General features: G+C 69.3%; 16 protein-coding genes. 8 read left to right on the top strand and 8 right to left on the bottom strand.

Annotated elements, in window-relative coordinates; translation table 11 throughout:
* Nucleotides 1-40 precede the first annotated feature (40 nt).
* The 5 genes from glyA (at nt 41) to BST44_RS10635 (ending at nt 6,261) form a co-directional block, all read left to right on the top strand.
* Nucleotides 41-1,321, top strand: coding sequence for a serine hydroxymethyltransferase (gene glyA / locus BST44_RS10655; RefSeq protein WP_083177085.1), 1,281 nt, complete (start codon nt 41-43; stop codon nt 1,319-1,321).
* 85 nt (nt 1,322-1,406) lie between these two features.
* Nucleotides 1,407-2,234, top strand: a complete 828-nt coding sequence (locus tag BST44_RS10650) for an acyl-ACP desaturase (RefSeq protein ID WP_083177104.1) — start codon at nt 1,407-1,409, stop codon at nt 2,232-2,234.
* A gap of 217 nt (nt 2,235-2,451) precedes the next feature.
* Nucleotides 2,452-3,753, top strand: a complete 1,302-nt coding sequence (phoH2, locus tag BST44_RS10645) for an RNA 5'-3' helicase PhoH2 (RefSeq protein WP_083177084.1) — start codon at nt 2,452-2,454, stop codon at nt 3,751-3,753.
* Between the two features lie 92 nt (nt 3,754-3,845).
* The gene (locus tag BST44_RS10640; RefSeq protein WP_083177083.1) at nt 3,846-4,721 is read left to right on the top strand and encodes a polysaccharide deacetylase family protein; all 876 of its coding nucleotides are present in this window, start codon (nt 3,846-3,848) and stop codon (nt 4,719-4,721) included.
* An 85-nt stretch (nt 4,722-4,806) separates the two neighbouring features.
* A complete protein-coding gene (locus BST44_RS10635; RefSeq protein WP_083177103.1) occupies nt 4,807-6,261 on the top strand; it encodes an adenylate/guanylate cyclase domain-containing protein in 1,455 nt (484 codons plus the stop codon).
* 8 nt (nt 6,262-6,269) lie between these two features.
* On the opposite strand, the gene BST44_RS10630 is transcribed toward BST44_RS10635, so the two are convergent.
* Genes BST44_RS10630 through glpX form a run of 3 tightly spaced genes read right to left on the bottom strand, consistent with a single transcriptional unit; the run spans nt 6,270 to nt 9,701 of the window.
* A complete protein-coding gene (locus tag BST44_RS10630) occupies nt 6,270-7,181 on the bottom strand; it encodes a hypothetical protein (RefSeq protein WP_083177082.1) in 912 nt (303 codons plus the stop codon).
* Between the two features lie 15 nt (nt 7,182-7,196).
* A complete protein-coding gene (locus BST44_RS10625) occupies nt 7,197-8,609 on the bottom strand; it encodes a class II fumarate hydratase (RefSeq protein WP_083177081.1) in 1,413 nt (470 codons plus the stop codon).
* 39 nt (nt 8,610-8,648) lie between these two features.
* A complete protein-coding gene (gene glpX / locus BST44_RS10620; protein WP_141120241.1) occupies nt 8,649-9,701 on the bottom strand; it encodes a class II fructose-bisphosphatase in 1,053 nt (350 codons plus the stop codon).
* 55 nt (nt 9,702-9,756) lie between these two features.
* Here glpX and BST44_RS10615 point away from each other — a divergent pair, with 55 nt between their 5' ends.
* Genes BST44_RS10615 through BST44_RS10605 form a run of 3 tightly spaced genes read left to right on the top strand, consistent with a single transcriptional unit; the run spans nt 9,757 to nt 12,822 of the window.
* A complete protein-coding gene (locus BST44_RS10615; RefSeq protein WP_083177080.1) occupies nt 9,757-10,455 on the top strand; it encodes a DUF4245 domain-containing protein in 699 nt (232 codons plus the stop codon).
* Between the two features lie 13 nt (nt 10,456-10,468).
* On the top strand, nt 10,469-11,284 hold the full coding sequence (locus tag BST44_RS10610) for a dienelactone hydrolase family protein (RefSeq protein ID WP_083177079.1): 816 nt from the start codon (nt 10,469-10,471) through the stop codon (nt 11,282-11,284).
* Nucleotides 11,281-12,822 carry a carboxylesterase/lipase family protein gene (locus BST44_RS10605; RefSeq protein WP_083177078.1) on the top strand — a complete coding sequence of 514 codons (1,542 nt, stop codon included), beginning with the start codon at nt 11,281-11,283 and terminating at the stop codon, nt 12,820-12,822. Before BST44_RS10610 ends, BST44_RS10605 begins: the two co-directional genes overlap by 4 nt.
* Before the next feature lie 10 nt (nt 12,823-12,832).
* On the opposite strand, the gene BST44_RS10600 is transcribed toward BST44_RS10605, so the two are convergent.
* From BST44_RS10600 to BST44_RS10580, 5 genes are all read right to left on the bottom strand, one after another.
* The gene (locus tag BST44_RS10600; RefSeq protein ID WP_083177077.1) at nt 12,833-13,978 is read right to left on the bottom strand and encodes an AI-2E family transporter; all 1,146 of its coding nucleotides are present in this window, start codon (nt 13,976-13,978) and stop codon (nt 12,833-12,835) included.
* Nucleotides 13,979-14,063: 85 nt separating this feature from the next.
* Nucleotides 14,064-15,170, bottom strand: coding sequence for a 3-beta-hydroxysteroid dehydrogenase (locus tag BST44_RS10595; protein WP_083177076.1), 1,107 nt, complete (start codon nt 15,168-15,170; stop codon nt 14,064-14,066).
* A 72-nt stretch (nt 15,171-15,242) separates the two neighbouring features.
* Nucleotides 15,243-15,482 (bottom strand): exodeoxyribonuclease VII small subunit, encoded by a 240-nt coding sequence (locus BST44_RS10590; protein ID WP_083177075.1) that lies wholly within the window; start codon nt 15,480-15,482, stop codon nt 15,243-15,245.
* Nucleotides 15,472-16,722: an exodeoxyribonuclease VII large subunit gene (gene xseA / locus BST44_RS10585; protein WP_083177074.1), complete on the bottom strand. Its 1,251-nt coding sequence runs from the start codon at nt 16,720-16,722 to the stop codon at nt 15,472-15,474. The genes BST44_RS10590 and xseA overlap by 11 nt, the downstream gene beginning before the upstream one ends.
* Nucleotides 16,719-17,300: a lipid droplet-associated protein gene (locus tag BST44_RS10580; RefSeq protein WP_083177073.1), complete on the bottom strand. Its 582-nt coding sequence runs from the start codon at nt 17,298-17,300 to the stop codon at nt 16,719-16,721. Before BST44_RS10580 ends, xseA begins: the two co-directional genes overlap by 4 nt.
* Nucleotides 17,301-17,383: the final 83 nt, after the last annotated feature.

Raw genomic sequence — 17,383 nt, 5'->3', positions numbered from 1 at the left:
ACCCGACGCCCGCCCCGCCCGCCCCGGCACGGCCTCCCTCATGTCCGCCTCGCTCGCCGACGTCGACCCCGACATCGCCGAGTTGCTCGGCAAGGAGCTGGGCCGCCAGCGCGACACCCTGGAGATGATCGCCTCGGAGAACTTCGTCCCGCGCTCGGTGCTGCAGGCCCAGGGCAGCGTGCTGACGAACAAGTACGCGGAAGGCCTGCCCGGCCGGCGCTACTACGGCGGCTGCGAGTACGTCGACGTCGTGGAGAACATCGCCCGCGACCGGGCGAAGGCGCTCTTCGGCGCCGACTTCGCCAATGTGCAGCCCCATTCGGGCGCGCAGGCCAACGCCGCCGTGCTGCACGCGCTGATGACGCCGGGGGAGCGGCTGCTGGGCCTCGACCTCGCCAACGGCGGCCACCTGACCCACGGGATGAAGCTGAACTTCTCCGGCAAGCTCTACGAAACCGGCTTCTACGGTGTCGATCCCACGACGCACCTGGTGGACATGGACGCGGTGCGGGCGAAGGCCCTCGAGTTCCGCCCCCGGGTCATCATCGCCGGGTGGTCGGCCTACCCGCGCATTCTCGACTTCGCGGCGTTCGCCTCGATCGCCGACGAGGTGGACGCCAAGTTGTGGGTGGACATGGCGCACTTCGCCGGCCTGGTCGCCGCGGGGCTGCACCCCTCGCCGGTGCCGCACGCGGACGTGGTGTCCACGACCGTGCACAAGACGCTCGGCGGCCCGCGTTCGGGGCTGATCCTGGGCAAGCAGGAGTACGCCAAGTCCATCAACTCCGCGGTGTTCCCCGGCCAGCAGGGGGGTCCGCTGATGCACGTCATCGCGGGCAAGGCCGTCGCGCTGAAGATCGCGGGCACCCCCGAGTTCGCCGACCGGCAGCAGCGCACCTTGTCCGGCGCCCGCATCATCGCCGACCGGCTGGCGGCCCCCGACGTCACCAAGGCCGGTGTGTCGGTGGTCAGCGGCGGCACCGACGTTCACCTGGTGCTGGTGGACCTGCGCGACTCCCCGTTGGACGGCAAGGCCGCCGAGGACCTGCTCCACGAGATCGGCATCACGGTCAACCGCAACGCCGTCCCCAACGACCCGCGCCCGCCGATGGTGACCTCGGGCCTGCGGGTGGGCACGCCGGCGCTGGCGACCCGCGGCTTCGGGGACGCGGAGTTCACCGAGGTCGCCGACGTCATCGCCACCGCCCTGGCGGCGGGCACGGCGGCCGATCTATCCTCGCTGCGGCAGCGGGTGACGCGGTTGGCCCGCGACTTCCCGCTGTACGAAGGCCTCGAAGAGTGGACGCTGGTCGACCGCTGATCGGTCGAGAGGACCAAAGTCACCAGTTGGCGCGACACGGCCCGGGCGATTTCACGAACCTGTGTACGCGAGTTACAGTAACCGCATGGCACAGAAACCTGTAGCTAACGCGCTGACCCTGGAACTCGAGCCGGTGTGCGAAGCCAACATGGACCGCCACCTGAACACCGAGGAACTCTGGTTCGCTCACGACTACGTGCCGTTCGAGCGGGGCGAGAACTTCGCATTCCTCGGCGGACGCGACTGGGACCCGTCCGACGCGACGCTGCCCCGGGAGTTCACGGACGCCTGCGAGATCCTGCTGCTGCTCAAGGACAACCTGGCCGGCCACCACCGCGAGCTCGTCGAGCACTTCATCCTCGAAGACTGGTGGGGCCGCTGGCTGGGCCGGTGGACCGCGGAGGAGCATCTGCACGCCATCGCCCTGCGTGAATACCTGGTGGTGACCCGCGAGGTCGACCCGACCGCCAACGAGGAGGCGCGGGTCCAATACGTCATGAAGGGCTACCGCGCGGACACCTACTCGCAGGTCGAGACCCTGGTGTACATGGCGTTCGCCGAGCGCACCTACGCCGTCTTCTGCGAGAACTTGGCGGCCAAGCTCGAGGAGCCCATCCTGGCCGGGCTGATCGACCGGATCGCGCGCGACGAGCGGCGCCACGAACTGTTTTTCTCCAACCTCGTCGAGCACTGCCTCTCCTACACCCGCGACGAGACGATCGCGGCGATCGCGGCGCGCGCGGCTGAGCTGGACGTGCCCGGAGCCGACATCGACTCCTACCGGGACAAGCTGCGCAACGTCGCCGAGGCGGGCATCTTCGACCAGCAGCAGCTGCGGCAGGCGATCTCCGACCGCATCACCGCGTGGGGTGTGGCCGACGAGCCCGCGCTGCGGCAGTTCGTCATCGGCTAGCCGATCTTCGCGCGCGGCATTCGTCGTCGGCGCGCCTGCGCTGCTGCGAAGCGGCGACGAGAGTAGCGTCGATCTCGATGGTCAGCGTCATGCTCAGCTGCCAGGGCGGCACCTCCCGTCACCACAACGGAAGGACCGGCCCCGGTCCTCGTGTCGCAGTCCCCGCCGACATGCCCGTGCGGGTCCGCGCGGGCTCATCCCGCTCGAGGAGCGCTACGTGACCGAAATCCGGACCTACGTGATCGACACCTCCGTGCTGCTGTCCGACCCCTGGGCGTGCAGCCGGTTCGCCGAGCACGAGGTGGTGGTTCCGCTGGTGGTGATCAGCGAACTGGAGGCCAAACGGCATCACCACGAGCTGGGGTGGTTCGCCCGGCAGGCGCTGCGTCTGTTCGACGACCTCCGGCTGGTGCACGGCCGGTTGGATCAGCCCATTCCCGTTGGGGCACAAGGCGGTACCCTTCACGTTGAGCTCAATCACACCGATCCCGCGGTGCTGCCCGCCGGTTTCCGCAGTGACAACAACGACTGCCGCATCCTGAGTTGCGCCGCCAACCTCGCCGCCGAAGGCAAGCGAGTCACGTTGGTCAGCAAGGATATTCCGCTTCGCGTCAAGGCGGCCGCGGTGGGCCTGGCCGCCGACGAGTACCACGCGCAAGACGTGGTCGCCTCCGGCTGGTCGGGGATGCGCGAGGTCGAGACCGCCACCGAGGACATCGACGCGCTATTCGCCGAGGGCGAGATCGATCTGGCCGAAGCGCGAGACCTGCCCTGCCACACCGGCATTCGGTTGCTCGGCGGCAGCTCGCACGCGCTGGGCCGGGTCAACGCCGACAAGCGGGTGCAGCTGGTCCGCGGCGACCGCGAGGCGTTCGGCCTGCGGGGCCGCTCCGCCGAGCAGCGGGTGGCGCTCGACCTGTTGCTCGACGAGTCGGTGGGCATCGTGTCGCTGGGCGGCAAGGCCGGCACCGGCAAGTCGGCGCTCGCCCTGTGCGCGGGTCTGGAAGCCGTGCTGGAACGGCGCACCCAGCGCAAGGTGGTGGTCTTCCGCCCGCTCTACGCCGTCGGCGGCCAGGAGCTGGGCTACCTGCCCGGCAGCGAGAGCGAGAAGATGGGTCCCTGGGCGCAGGCCGTCTTCGACACGCTCGAGGGGCTGGCCAGCCCGGCCGTGCTGGAGGAGGTGCTCTCCCGGGGCATGCTCGAGGTGCTGCCGCTGACGCACATCCGCGGAAGGTCGCTGCACGACTCGTTCGTCATCGTCGACGAGGCTCAGTCCCTGGAGCGCAACGTCCTGCTGACGGTGCTGTCCAGGCTCGGCGCCGGGTCACGCGTGGTGCTGACCCACGACATCGCCCAGCGCGACAACCTGCGGGTCGGCCGGCACGACGGCGTCGCCGCGGTGATCGAGAAACTCAAGGGCCACCCGCTGTTCGCCCACATCACCCTGTTGCGCAGCGAGCGGTCGCCGATCGCCGCGCTGGTCACCGAGATGCTCGAGGAGATCGCCGGGCCGCAGTGACGGCCCTGGTCGGCCGCGAAACTGTATTCCGCGACGCCTCCACTCGCGAAACACGTCGCTAGCTGCAGTCTCGCGGTGGGTAAACTTCCACGGTGGCGAAAAGACCCGACAACCAGGCCTGGCGCTACTGGCGCACGGTTATCGGTGTCCTCGCGGCCGTCGCGGTGCTGGTGATCGGCGGGCTGACCGGTCACGTGACCCGCGCCGATAATTTGAGCTGCTCGGTGGTCAAGTGTGTCGCGCTGACGTTCGACGACGGGCCGAGCCCCTTCGACGCCCGGCTGCTGCAGATCCTGAAGGACAACGACGCGAAGGCCACCTTCTTCGAGATCGGCAACAAGGTCGCCGCGAATCCCGCGGGGGCCAAGCTGGTCGCCGACGCCGGGATGGAGATCGGCAACCACACCTGGGAACACCCCAACATGGTGACCATCCCCCCCGCAGACATCGCCCCCCAGTTCGCCAAGGCCAACGACGCGATCGCCGCCGCAACCGGCCGGGCCCCCAACCTGTATCGCCCGGCCGGGGGCCTGTCCAACGACGTCGTGCGCCAGACGGCGGGCCGGCTGGGCCTTGCCGAAATCCTGTGGGACGTCATCCCTTTCGACTGGGCGAACGACTCGAACACGGCGGCGACGCGGTACATGCTGATGACGTACATCAAGCCGGGTTCGGTGGTGTTGTTCCACGACACCTATTCGAGCACCGTCGACCTGGTCTACCAGTTCATCCCGGTGCTCAGGGCCAACGGCTACCGGATGGTGACGGTCAGCGAGCTGCTGGGCCCCCGGGCGCCCGGCAGCAGCTACGGCAGCCGTGAGAACGGGCCGCCCGCCAACGAACTCCACGACATCCCGCCCGGCGACATCCCGACGCTGCCGAACACGTCCTCGCCCAAGCCGATGCCCAACTTCCCGATCACCGACATCGCGGGCCAGAACTCGGGCGGCCCGAACAACGGTGCCTAGCGCAAGCCTGGGGGCCCGCGCGGCCGCCCGGCTCCGCAACCGGCGCCCCAAACCCGCCGCGGAGCAGCGAAAGTCCGCTCGCCGGTTGGCGATTGAATACGGGGCCGACCTCGCGCTGTCGTACGTCCTGGCCGTCGTCGAGGCCGCCGCCATCCTGGTCCCGCTGCGGGGCCACACGTCCATCGGGGCCAACGCGGACTTCGCGAAAGCCAACACCGCGGCGGTGGTGGCGCTCGTCCTGCTGGGCATCGTCGGCGTCGCGACGGCCGGGATTCTGAGCGCCGCGCCGACGCTGCGTTGGTACGCCGCCGGCGACGAACCCGACCAAGGGCAGCGGGAAGCCGCCATGAAGCTGCCCGGCCGTCAGTCGGCGATCCTGTTCGGGGCCTGGGGCGCCACCGGCGGCATCTTCATGTTGCTGAACCTGGGCGGCGGCGCCCGGCTGCTGCTGCCCGTCGCGCTGGGCGTGCTGCTCGGTGGGCCGGCGGCGGCCGGCACGGCGATGCTGCTGGCGCAGCGCGTCCTGCGCCCCATCATGCGCGCCGCCACCCTGGGCTGCGAGCCACATTTGGCGGTGCCCGGCGTATACGCGCGGCTGGTCCTGTTGTGGTTTCTGTGCAGCGCCTTTCCCATCGGGGTGATCGCGACCCTGGTCGTGCTCCGCTCGTACGGCTGGCTGATCGACAAGTCCGCCTCCCTGGACGTGCCGATCCTGGTGGTCTCGCTGGCGGCACTCGTCCTCGGGCTCCCGACCATGATCCTGACGTCGCGGTCCATCTCCGACCCGCTCGGCGAGGTCGTCGACGCCATGGCGGAGGTCGAACACGGCCGTATCGGAACCTACGTCGGCTCCTACGAGCGCTCCCAGATCGGGCGTCTGCAAACGGGTTTCAACCGCATGGTGGCCGGGCTGGCCGAGCGGGACCGGCTGCGCGACCTGTTCGGCCGCCACGTCGGAGCGGACGTCGCCCAGCGCGCCATCGACGAAGGCGCCACCCTGTCCGGGGACGTGGTCGAGGCGGCCGTCCTCTACATCGACCTCGTCGGCTCGACGCAGCTCGCGGAAAGCCGCCCCCCGCAAGAGGTGGCCGAAATCCTCAACGACTTCTTCCGCATCGTTGTCAAAGCCGTCGACGAACGTCACGGGCTGATCAACAAGTTCGCGGGGGACGCCGCGCTGGCCGTCTTCGGAGCGCCGCTGCCCACCGACGAGCCGGCATCGGCGGCCCTGGCGACCGCCCGCGCCCTGGGCACTCAACTGCGCCGCCTGCCCGTCGATTTCGGCATCGGCGTCTCGGCGGGCCGCGTCTTCGCCGGCAACATCGGCGCCGAAAACCGCTACGAATACACGGTGATCGGCGACGCGGTCAACGAGGCCGCCCGCCTGGCCGATCTTGCCAAGACCGCCGACCGGCGGATCCTATGCGCGGCGGCCGCCATCGAGCGCGCCGACGCGGCCGAGGCGACGCAGTGGGCCGAGTGCTATTCCACGGTGCTGCGGGGACGATCGGAAGCCACCCACGTCTCGGCGCCCGCTTAGCCGGGGCGTCAGGATTTCGACACCTTCAACGCGGCGATGATCCGGCCGATGATGTCCGCCGACGCCGTGTCGCCGATGGGGGTGCTGCCGATGAAGACGGTGACCGGCTTGGTGTCGACGGCGATGACGGTGACGGAGTCGCCCTTGACGTTGCGGGTGGGGTCGGCGATGGTCACGTCGGCGTCCACGCGGGCGGCCTTGGTCCCGTCGACGGTGATCGACGACGTCTTGGCCGGGCCGAGCGTGGGTTGCGCGTTCGCGTAGCCGGGCCCGTTGACGATGCACTGCAACAACTTCGACGCCTGCGCGGTGACGTCCATGCTGGCGACGAAGTTGGTGACGCCGACCTCGGCCGTCATCATCCACTGATTGGCGCCGGGCACGTCCTGGGCGACGCCCACCGCGCCGATCAGGTTCGGGTCCTGGTCGTCGGAGAACACGGTCCAGTTGGGCGGCACCGCGGAGGCCGGGAACGAGAGCTTGCCCGCGGTGATCGCGTCGGTGCGGGGCATCTCACCGCCCGACACGTTCGGGGTGCAGTCGGTGGCGGTCTGCTGCCCCCTCGGCTGGCTGGTGGTGCTGCTGGACGCCGACGGTGCGGCGGTCGACGACTTGCCGTGGCTGCCACCCCGCATCACGATCAGCGTCGCCACCAGCGCGATCACGGCCAGGATGACGAGCCCGCCGATGATCAGCCAGGGCAGCTTCGAGCCCGGACCGCCCGGCGGCGGCCCCGGCGGATAGGGACCGGGCGGGAACTGCTGTCCCGGTTGCGGATACTGCGGGGGCGGGTACTGGTAGGGACCGGTCGGCGGGTACGGGTACTGGCCGCCCTGCGGCGGGACCCCCCACTGGGGTTCCTGCCCATACGGATTGCCGTAAGGCCCCTGAGGGTAGGGGCCGCCGGGAGGAGCCGTCATCGTCGAACCACCCGCCTACTTTTCCGGCTTGACCTTGGCCATCGCCAAGACGTCCAGGCGGCGGTCCAGTTCTTCTTCCGACAGCTTGTCGCCGATCAGGCCACGGTCGATCACCGTCTGGCGGATCGTCTTGCGCTCCTTGAGCGCCTGCTTGGCGACCGCCGCGGCCTCCTCGTAGCCGATCGCCGAGTTCAGCGGCGTCACGATCGACGGCGACGACTCGGCCAGCTCCCTCAGGTGGTCGACGTTGGCGACCAGCCCGACGATGCAGCGCTCCGCGAACAGCCTCGACACGTTGGTCAGCAGCTTGAACGACTCCAGGATGTTGCGGGCCATCATCGGGATGTAGACGTTGAGCTCGAACGCCCCACTCAAACCGCCGACGGCGACCGCGGCGTCGTTGCCGATGACCTGCGCGGCGACCTGCGTAACCGCTTCGGGGAGAACGGGATTCACCTTGCCGGGCATGATCGAGCTGCCGGGCTGCAGGTCGGGCAGCTGGATCTCGGCCAGGCCGGTCAGCGGGCCCGATCCCATCCAGCGGATGTCGTTGGCGATCTTGGTCAGCGACACCGCGATGGTGCGCAGCGCGCCGGACGTCTCGACCAGGCCGTCGCGCGCCGCCTGAGCCTCGAAAGAGTTGGCGGCCGTGCGCAGTTCGTTCAGGCCGGTGGAGGCGATCAACGTCTCGACCACCTTGGCGCCGAAGCCGTCGGGGGCGTTGAGGCCGGTGCCGACCGCGGTGCCGCCGATCGCCAGCTCGCCCAGCCGTGGCAGGGTGGCGCGCACCCGCTCGATCCCCGCCTCGATCTGGCGGGCGTAGCCGCTGAATTCCTGGCCCAGGGTCACCGGGACGGCGTCCATCAAGTGGGTGCGACCCGACTTGACCACCGTGTTCCATTCGCGGGCCTTGCTCGCCAGCGCCTCGTGCAGCACCTCGAGCGCCGGGATGAGGTGGCGCACCGCGGCCTCGGTCGCCGCGATGTGGGTGGCGGTCGGGAAGGTGTCGTTGGACGACTGCGACATGTTCACGTCGTCGTTGGGGTGCACCGTAACCCCGTTACGGGCTGCGATGGACGCGATCACCTCGTTGGTGTTCATGTTCGAGCTGGTGCCCGAACCCGTCTGGAACACGTCGATGGGGAACTGGTCGTCGTGCCGCCCGTCGGCGATCTCGGCGGCGGCGGCGATGATCGCGTCGGCCTTCTCCGGCGCCAGCAGCCCGAGGTCCTTGTTGACCTGCGCGCAGGCGCCCTTCAACAGGCCCAGCGCGCGGATCTGGGTGCGCTCCAGGCCGCGGCCCGAGATGGGGAAGTTCTCCACGGCGCGCTGGGTCTGCGCGCGCCACAACGCCTTTGCGGGCACCCGCACCTCGCCCATGGTGTCGTGTTCGATGCGGTATTCGGTATCGGTGGCATCAGCGGCCATAGGTATGCAGTCCTTGTCTTTAAGGCGTGGTGTCCGGGTCTAGGGCAGGGGATAGGCGGCGGTGCTGTCGCCGGTGAAGTCGATCGCGGAGTACTCGTTGAGCTTCGAGAGCCGGTGGTAGGCCTCGATCATGCGCACGGTGCCCGACTTGGACCGCATCACGATCGACTGCGTGGTGCAGCCGCCGGGGTAGTACTGCACGCCCTTGAGCAGGTCGCCGTTGGTGACGCCGGTGGCGCAGAAGAAGACGTTCTCGCCGGACACCAGGTCCTCGGTGGTCAGCACGCGGTCGACGTCGTGCCCGGCGTCGATGGCCTTCTGGCGCTCCTCGTCGTCCTTGGGTGCCAGCTGAGCCTGGATGGCGCCTCCCATGCAGCGGATCGCCGCCGCGGCGATGATGCCCTCCGGGGTGCCGCCGATCCCGGCCAGCATGTCGGTTCCCGACAGGTACCGGCAGGCCGAGATGGCGCCGGCGACGTCGCCGTCGGTGATCAACCGGATCCGCGCGCCGGTCGCCCGGACGTCGTGGATGAGTTGGGCGTGCCGGGGCCGGTCCAGGATGCACACGGTCATGTCCCGCACGGACAGGTTCTTGACCTTGGCGACGGCCTTGATGTTCTCCGCGATCGGCGCGGTGATGTCCAGGACGTGCGCCGCCTCGGGCCCGACGGCGATCTTGTTCATGTAGTAGACCGCCGACGGGTCGAACATCGCGCCGCGCTCGGCCACCGCCAGCACCGAGATCGCGTTCGGCATGCCTTTGCTCATCAGCGTGGTGCCGTCGATCGGGTCGACGGCGAAGTCGCAGTCCGGGCCGTCGCCGTTGCCGACCTCCTCGCCGTTGTAGAGCATCGGCGCGTTGTCCTTCTCGCCCTCGCCGATGACCACCACGCCGCGCATGGACACCGTGTTGACCAGTTCGCGCATCGCGTCGACGGCCGCCCCGTCGCCGCCCTCCTTGTCGCCGCGGCCGACCCAGCGGCCGGCGGCCATGGCGCCGGCCTCGGTCACCCGGACCAGTTCCAGGGCCAGGTTGCGGTCCGGGGCCTCACCACGTGGCCGCCCAGATGGGCGGCTGCCCTCAGCTGTCATGGTTGGTGATTGTCCCAGAAGCGGATCTTTCTGCCGGAACTGGGATACTCGGGGGATGACCGAAGAGCCGCCGCCGAATGCCAGCCCGGGCGCCCATGTCGCCGGCGAGCCGGCCGGGGCGGCCGGGCCCGCCGCCAGACCGGCCAAACCGCGGTTGCTGCAGGACGGCCGCGACATGTTCTGGTCGCTGATCCCGTTGGTGCTCGCGTGCATCGTGCTGGCCGGCCTGGTGGGGATGTGCTCGTTTGCGCCCGGCAGCCACCGGGGCGCGGTCCCGACCTACGACGCGCCGGCGGCCCTGCGCGCCGACGCCGAGACCCTCGGCTTCCCCATTCGGCTGCCCAAGCTGCCCGCCGGATGGCAGGCCAACTCCGGCGGCCGCGGCGGTATCCAGGGTGGCCGCGCCGACCCCTCGACCGGTCAGCGGCTGAACGCGGCCACCTCGGTCGTCGGCTACATCAGCCCGACCGGGATGTATCTGAGCCTGACCCAGAGCAACGCCGACGAGGACAAACTGGTGGGTTCGATCCATTCGTCGGCGTACCCGGCCGGAACGGTCGACGTCGCCGGGACCACCTGGGTGGTCTACAACGGCTCCGGCCAAAGCGGGGCGGAGGCCGAGCCGGTGTGGACGACGCGGCTGACCGGCCCGTCCGGGGCCACCCAAATCGCGATAACCGGTGCCGGCGGCACCGATCAGTTCCGTACGCTGGCCTCGGCGACGCAATCGCAGCCGCCGCTACCCGCGCGCTGAGGAGGGACCGAACGTGACTGCACCGCAAGCGGATCTGTCCGGATGGTCGGTGGCGCCGTTCAGCGGTGGCGGCTACACCCACGACGTCTACCGCAAGGGCAGCGGTCCGGGAGTGGTGCTGATTCCCGAGATACCCGGGATCCATCCCGGCGTGCTGGCGCTGGGCAATCACCTGGTGGACAACGGCTTCACCGTCGCCATCCCGTCGTTGTTCGGTGAGCCGGGCAGGCCCAAGACGGTCGGCTACATCGCCTCCTCGATCAGCCGGGCTTGTGTGGCACGGGAATTCGCGGCATTCGCGACGAACAAGCAGCGGCCGGTGTCGATGTTCTTGCGCGCGCTGGCCCGCGACCTCAACGCGTCGACGCCGGGCAAGGGCGTCGGCGTCATCGGCCAATGCTTCACGGGCGGTTTCGCGCTGGCCGTCGCGGTCGACGACGCCGTGCTGGCCCCCGTGCTCTCGCAGCCGTCGGTCCCGCTGCCGTTGGGTCGCGCGCGCCGCCGCGACACCGGGCTGAGCGAATCCGAACTCGCGATCGTGGCCGACCGCTGCGCCAACGACGGCCTGTGCGCGATGGGTTTGCGGTTCAGCGAGGACAGCGCCGTGCCCCGCGAACGGTTCGCGGCGCTCAAGCAGCGGCTCGGCGACGCGTTCGAGGTCATCGAGATCGATTCGAGCCCGGGCAATGTCGGCGGTTTCGGGAAGATGGCGCACTCTGTGCTGACCGACGAGGTCCGCGAAGTCGACGGCCAGCCGGCCTACGAGGCCCGCAAGCGGGTCGTCGAGTTCCTCACCGAGCGCCTTGGTCGGGAAGCCCCGCGGGCATGACGACGACGACCAAAGACCGGGTGGTCGAGACCACCTTCGGCCCCGTCCGCGGCGCCGATGACGGCCGCGTCAGCTCGTGGAAGGGCGTCCGGTACGCCGCCCCGCCCGTCCGCGGCCTGCGCTTCCGGGCGCCGCAACCCCCCGAGCGGTGGACCGAGGTCGCCGACGCCACCCGCTACGGGCCGGCCTGTCCGCAGCCGGTTTTCCCCAACATGCCGCTCGATCTGGGTGCGCCACAGGGCGAAGACTGCCTACGGCTGAACGTCTGGGCGTCGTCCGCCACGCAGTCGGGCGACCGAAAGCCCGTGATGGTGTGGCTGCACGGGGGCGCATACGTGCTGGGCTCGGGCAGCCAGGCGCTGTATGACGGGCGGCGGCTGGTCGGCGACGGCGAGGTCATCGTGGTCACGGTCAATTACCGGGTGGGCGCGCTCGGTTTCATGGACCTGTCGTCGTTCACCACGTCGCGGCGGCGGTTCGACTCCAATGTCGGGCTGCGCGACGTGCTGGCGGCACTGAGCTGGGTGCGCGACAACATCGCGGCATTCGGCGGCGATCCCCGCAACGTGACGCTGTTCGGCGAATCCGCGGGCGCGGGGATCGTGACGACCCTGCTCGCCAGCCCGTCGGCCGAGGGACTGTTCGCCCGCGCGATCGCCCAGAGTTCACCGGCCACATCGGTATACGACCGGCGCAGGGCTGAGCGCGTGGCCGAAACCGTCCTCGACAGGCTTGATGTCGACGCGGACCGGTTGCCCGACGTGCCCACCGCGGTGTTGCTTGCCGCGTCCCAAGAGGTCTTCGACGAAGTGCCCGTGCGTAATCCCGGCCTCCTTGCGTTCGTCCCGATCATCGACGGCGAGTTGCTGGACGACTACCCGGTCAAGCGCGTGCAGGAGGGCCGATCGCTTCCGGTCCCCTTGATCATCGGGACCAACAAGCACGAGGCGGCGCTGTTCCGGTTGATGCGTTCGCGGCTGATGCCGATCACGCCCCGCGCGATCACGTCGATGTTCGACCAGATCGCGGCCGAACAACCGGACCTGCAATTGCCGACCGACGAGCAGATCGGATCGGCATATTCGCGGGTACGGCGCAGGGCAAGAAGTTTGAGCATCGCCACCGACGTCGGGTTCCGGATGCCGTCGGTGTGGCTCGCCGAGGGGCACAGCGCGGTGGCACCGGTCTACCTGTACCGGTTCGACTACTCGACCCCGCTCCTGAAGGTGCTGTTGGTCAGGGCCGCGCACGCCACCGAATTGCCCTACGTCTGGGGCAATCTCGGCGCACCGAAGGATCCCACGTTGAAGCTGGGCGGCAGCAAGACCGCCAAGGCGGTCTCCAAGAGGATGCGGACCCGATGGGTCAACTTCGCGGCGCGGTCAGCGCCCGCGGGTCCGGACGGCGAGCCGGAGTGGACGCCCTACCGGGAGGGCGATCGCGCCTGCCTGATCATCGACAGGCACGACACCGTCGCGCACGACGTCGACGCGAAAATCCTGGCCGCCTGGGGCAGCCAGATGGTCGGCTTCCGGTAGCCGCCGGCCACTATTCGGCGGCCGATGGCGCGGTGCCCGACTTCGCCTGCGGGCGAAGCCAATTGCGGCGGACGGGCGGTTTGTCGGGTACGTCCAGTTCCGTTCCCTTGAACACCACCAGATACACCTCGACGGTGGTGACGACGAGGATCATCAACACGGGGCCGATGACGATGCCCCAGGGGCCGAACATCGCGATGCCCGAGAACACCGACAGCAGCATCAACGCCGGATTCAGCCGCGCGTCGCGCGGGACCAGGATCGGGCGCAGGAAGTTGTCGATGTTGGTGACCACGACGAGGTGCCAGAGCACGACGAACGCGCCCCCGGCGATGTTGCCGTAGAAGACCATGCCGATGCCGAAGGGGATGGTCACGATCCCGCCGCCCAGGGGAATGATCGACAGCGCGGTCAGCAGGACCGCGAAGATGAAGAATCCGTGGTGAAAGCCGGCCACATAGATGGACGCGGCGCCCGCGACGCCCTGGCACAGGGCTATCACGAACTGGCCATTGACGGTGCCGCGCACCATCGCTCCCGCCTTGGCCAGGTACAGATCCGTCACCTCGTCGCCGAGGGGGTTGAGATCGGCGATCAATCTGCGCACCCGCTCGCGGTGCACCAGCAGCGCGACGAACACGTACAGGAAGATGATGGCCGACGTGATCGCGCCGGCCAGACCGCCGACGGCGCCCTGCAGGAAGTGCAGCGCCCACTCACCGACGTTGCGGCCCACCGTGACCATCGCCTTGCGCAGGGTTTCCGTCGTTATCGTCATGTGCGCGAACGGGACCCGGGACAGCAGCTCGTTCACCGCGTGCAGGGTGCGGTCGCCGAGGCCGCTCAGGTCCGTGGACTTCACCCACTCGGTGATGCTATTGACCATGCGCGAGATCTGCACGATCGCCAGGATCACCAGCAGCGTGACCGGCACGATGACGATCACCAATGCGCACAACAGCGTGCAGGTCGCCGCCAAACCGGTGCCCAGCCGCCGGCCGAACCAATTGAAGAGCGGCGTGAACAGGTAGGCCCCGACCGCGGCCACGACGATCAGCACGAAGTAGTCGCGCAGGAAGTACGCGGCGAACAGCAGGGCGATCGCCGTCAGTATCGCCAGGGCGCGCTTTTGGTTGAGCGTGAATTCGGTGTTCATGCAACCGGGCCGCCCTCCGCGTCGTCGCCGCTGAGGGAACCTTAGCCCCGCTCCGGCGTTTTCGTCAGCGGCCCCGCCAGCGCGTTCAGTTCGCCCCGCCGACCGCCGGCTTCGTGGATGCGGCCTCCGCTTGGCTTTTCATCCGCTGGAACATGTCGACGTAATACGGCAGGCACTGCGACATCGCCTGCTCGGTGGTGAACAGCGGCTCATAGCCGAGGTCGCGGCGCGCCTTGGCGATCGAGAAGTAGTTGTCCAGATACAGCCGCTCGACGGCCAGCGGCTCGAGCAGCGGTGCGGGGATGCCGAAGCGGAAATGCAGCCGCTGCCAACCGGTCATCGCCGCGCGGACCATCGGGCCGTTCACCCGCACCCGCGGCCAGTTGACGCCGCACGCCTCGACCACCGGCCGGGCGAACTCGAACATGTTGATGGGCTCGTCGTCGTTGATGAAGTACGCCTGACCCGGCGCGCTGCCGCCTTGGACGAGGTGTTGGGCCGCCAGGATGAATCCGTGAATCAGATTGTGCACGTAGGAGTTGTCCAACCGTGCTGACTTGCGGCCGATGAGCACCTTGACGTGCCCGGCGATCACGCTTTCGAACAGCTTGCGGAACATCGTCTGATCGCCGCGCCCCCAGATCCCGCTGGGCCGAATCGCGCACGTCAGCATGCCATCAATGCCGTTCTGCGCCAGCACGAATCGCTCGGCGACGACCTTCGTCTCGGTGTACAGGTCGTTGAACCGGTCGGTGTAGGGCAGCGTCTCGTCCCCGCCGGGAATGTTCTGGCCGCCCATCACGACGCTGTTGGACGAGGTGTAGACGAATCGCTGCACACCGGCCGCCTGCCCGGCGTGCACCAGGTTTTCGGTGCCGCCGACGTTGACCGCGAAGCTGCGCTGCCGGTACGCGTCGGTCACCGACGCGCCGCCCATGAGGTCGATGATCGCCGCGGTGTGGAAGATGGTGTCGATCCCGTCCACCGCGCGGGCGCACACGGCCGTGTCGGTGATGTCGCCCTCGAGCACCTCGAGCTGCGGGTGCTGCGCAAGCGGCGACGGCGCCCGGTCGAACGAACGCACCCGATATCCGCGGTCCAGCAGCGTGGTCACCAGGTTGGCGCCGACGAACCCGGAACCGCCGGTGACCAGGACGCGGCCGAGTTCGGTGGTCAGTGCTGCATCAGCCATGGGCGAATCCTAACTGAAACGTGTTCTAGTTCGGTAAGTCGGTCAGGCCGCAATTGCCTAGGCGGCCGGATTTCAGGCGTTGTCGGCATCCCCGCCCGCAAGCGCATCCTCGATGCGCTTGCGGGCTCCAGCTAAGTGCTCCTCGCATCGTTTGGCCAGCTGCTCGCCTCTTTCCCACAACTTCAGCGACGCATCGAGGTCCAGGCCGCCCTGCTCGAGGAGTCGGACGACTTCGATCAGCTCGTCCCGGCACGCTTCGTAGCCCAGGCCACTAATGGGTGTAATCGACCGCTCCTCTTCGTCAGGCGCCATCGGCCCGCCCCTCGCTGACCGCGGCGACGGCGCCGTCGGCGACCCGCACCCGCAGCCGGGTGCCCGCGGGCGCGTCCGCCACCGAGCGCAGCACCGCCGGAGCCGCGGAATCCGGCACGGCCTGCACCACGGCGTAGCCGCGGGCCAGCGTGGCGGCCGGGCCCAGCGTGGCCAGCCGCGCGCCGAGGTGACCGACGCGCTCGGTCTCGGCGGCGGCCAGGCGGGTGATGTCGCGGCGAATCGCCGACCGGGCGCGGTGGATTTCGTCGGCGCGCGCCGTCAGCGCCGTCAGCGGCTCGGCCAGCACCGGCCGGCTGCGGACCTGGGCCAGGGCGCGTTGCTCACGGGAGACCCAGTTGCGCAGCGCCTGCGCGCTGCGCCGGCGCAGGTCCTCGACGAGGCGCTGCTCGGCGGCGGTGTCGGGGACCACCTTCTTGGCCGCGTCGGTCGGGGTGGCGGCCCGCAGGTCGGCGACCAGGTCGCACAGCGGATTGTCGGGTTCGTGCCCGACCGCGCTGATCACCGGGGTGCGGCACGCCGCGATGGCGCGGCACAGGGTCTCGTCGGAGAACGGCAACAGGTCCTCGACGCTGCCCCCGCCGCGGGCGACCACGATCACGTCGACCTCGGCGTGGCGGTCGAGTTCGTACAGCGCTTCGACGATCTGCGCCACCGCGTTGGGCCCCTGAACGGCGGTGTTGCGCACCGCGAAACGCACCCCCGGCCAGCGTCCGGAGGCCACCGTCGTCACGTCCCGTTCGGCGGCGCTGGCCCGGCCCGTGATCAGGCCGACCATGTTGGGCAGGAAGGGGATCGGCCGTTTGAGCCGGGGATCGAAGAGCCCTTCGGCGTCCAGCAGCCGGCGCAGCCGATCGATGCGCGCCAGCAGTTCGCCCACACCGACCGCGCGAATCTCGCTGAGCCGCAACGAGAATTTGCCCCGTTCGGTGTAGAACGAGGGCTTGCCGCAGACCACCACCTGCGTGCCCTCGGCCAACTTCACCGGCGCATTGGCCACCAGATCGCGCGAACAGGTCACGGTCAGCGACATGTCGGCGGCCGGGTCACGCAACACCATGAACACCGTCTTGGCGTCGGGCCGGGCGCTGATCTGGGCCAGCTGGCCCTCGACCCAGACGGTGCCGAGCCTGTCGATCCAGCCCGCGACGCGAATGGCCACCGCGCGCACCGGAAACGGGTTCTCGGCGGAGTTGGGCTCGGGAGGTGGGGCCGGCGTCACTTCGCGTTCGCGCGGGTGATCCTGTTGGCGAGCAGCGTCTGAAAAGGCGCGCGGGCCTTGGTGGCCTGCTCGTAGGCCAGCAGGGCTTCGAGCTCGTCGACGCTCAGCGACTGCAGGCGGGCGCGCAGCTGGGCCAGCGTCAGCGTCGCGTAGTCGAGCTCGGCCACCACGGACGGTTGCGCAAGCGCAGGCTTGTCCGACGATCTCCCGCCCTGCTTCAACGGCGCCGCGTCGGCGGCGGCGTCGGCGAGTGAGTACAACGCGAACCGCCCCTCGGTCCGGCGTTCGCCTGCACCGATGCCCTGGTCGGTGGGCGCGGCGACCGCCTCGGGCAGATCCTCGTCGAACGTCGCCCATTCCGGCTGCTCGTCCTTCGGCGGAAAGATGCTCTCCAGGGTGCTGTCGCCCTTGATCACCAGCTCGGCCAGGTTCTGCTGAAAAACCATCACCAGGTGCGCGGCCTGACTGGCCAACGTCATCGGGTACATCAGGATGGTTTTCGGCAGCTTCATGGTCTCCTCGACGGCGACTGTCGCCGCGCCGACCAGCAGCCGAACTCCATACGGTGCAGTAGCCATGGGTCCAAGATTGCCTCAAGCGACGGCGAACTCCAAGCCCACCGCCGCGAGCTGGCAAGCCCGTGTCCGCAGAACGTACCCTG

The organism is Mycobacterium scrofulaceum (genome assembly GCF_002086735.1).
GTDB lineage: Bacteria > Actinomycetota > Actinomycetes > Mycobacteriales > Mycobacteriaceae > Mycobacterium > Mycobacterium scrofulaceum.
Note: the sequence above shows the minus strand (reverse complement) of the source record. Positions and strands in the feature narration are given on the sequence as shown.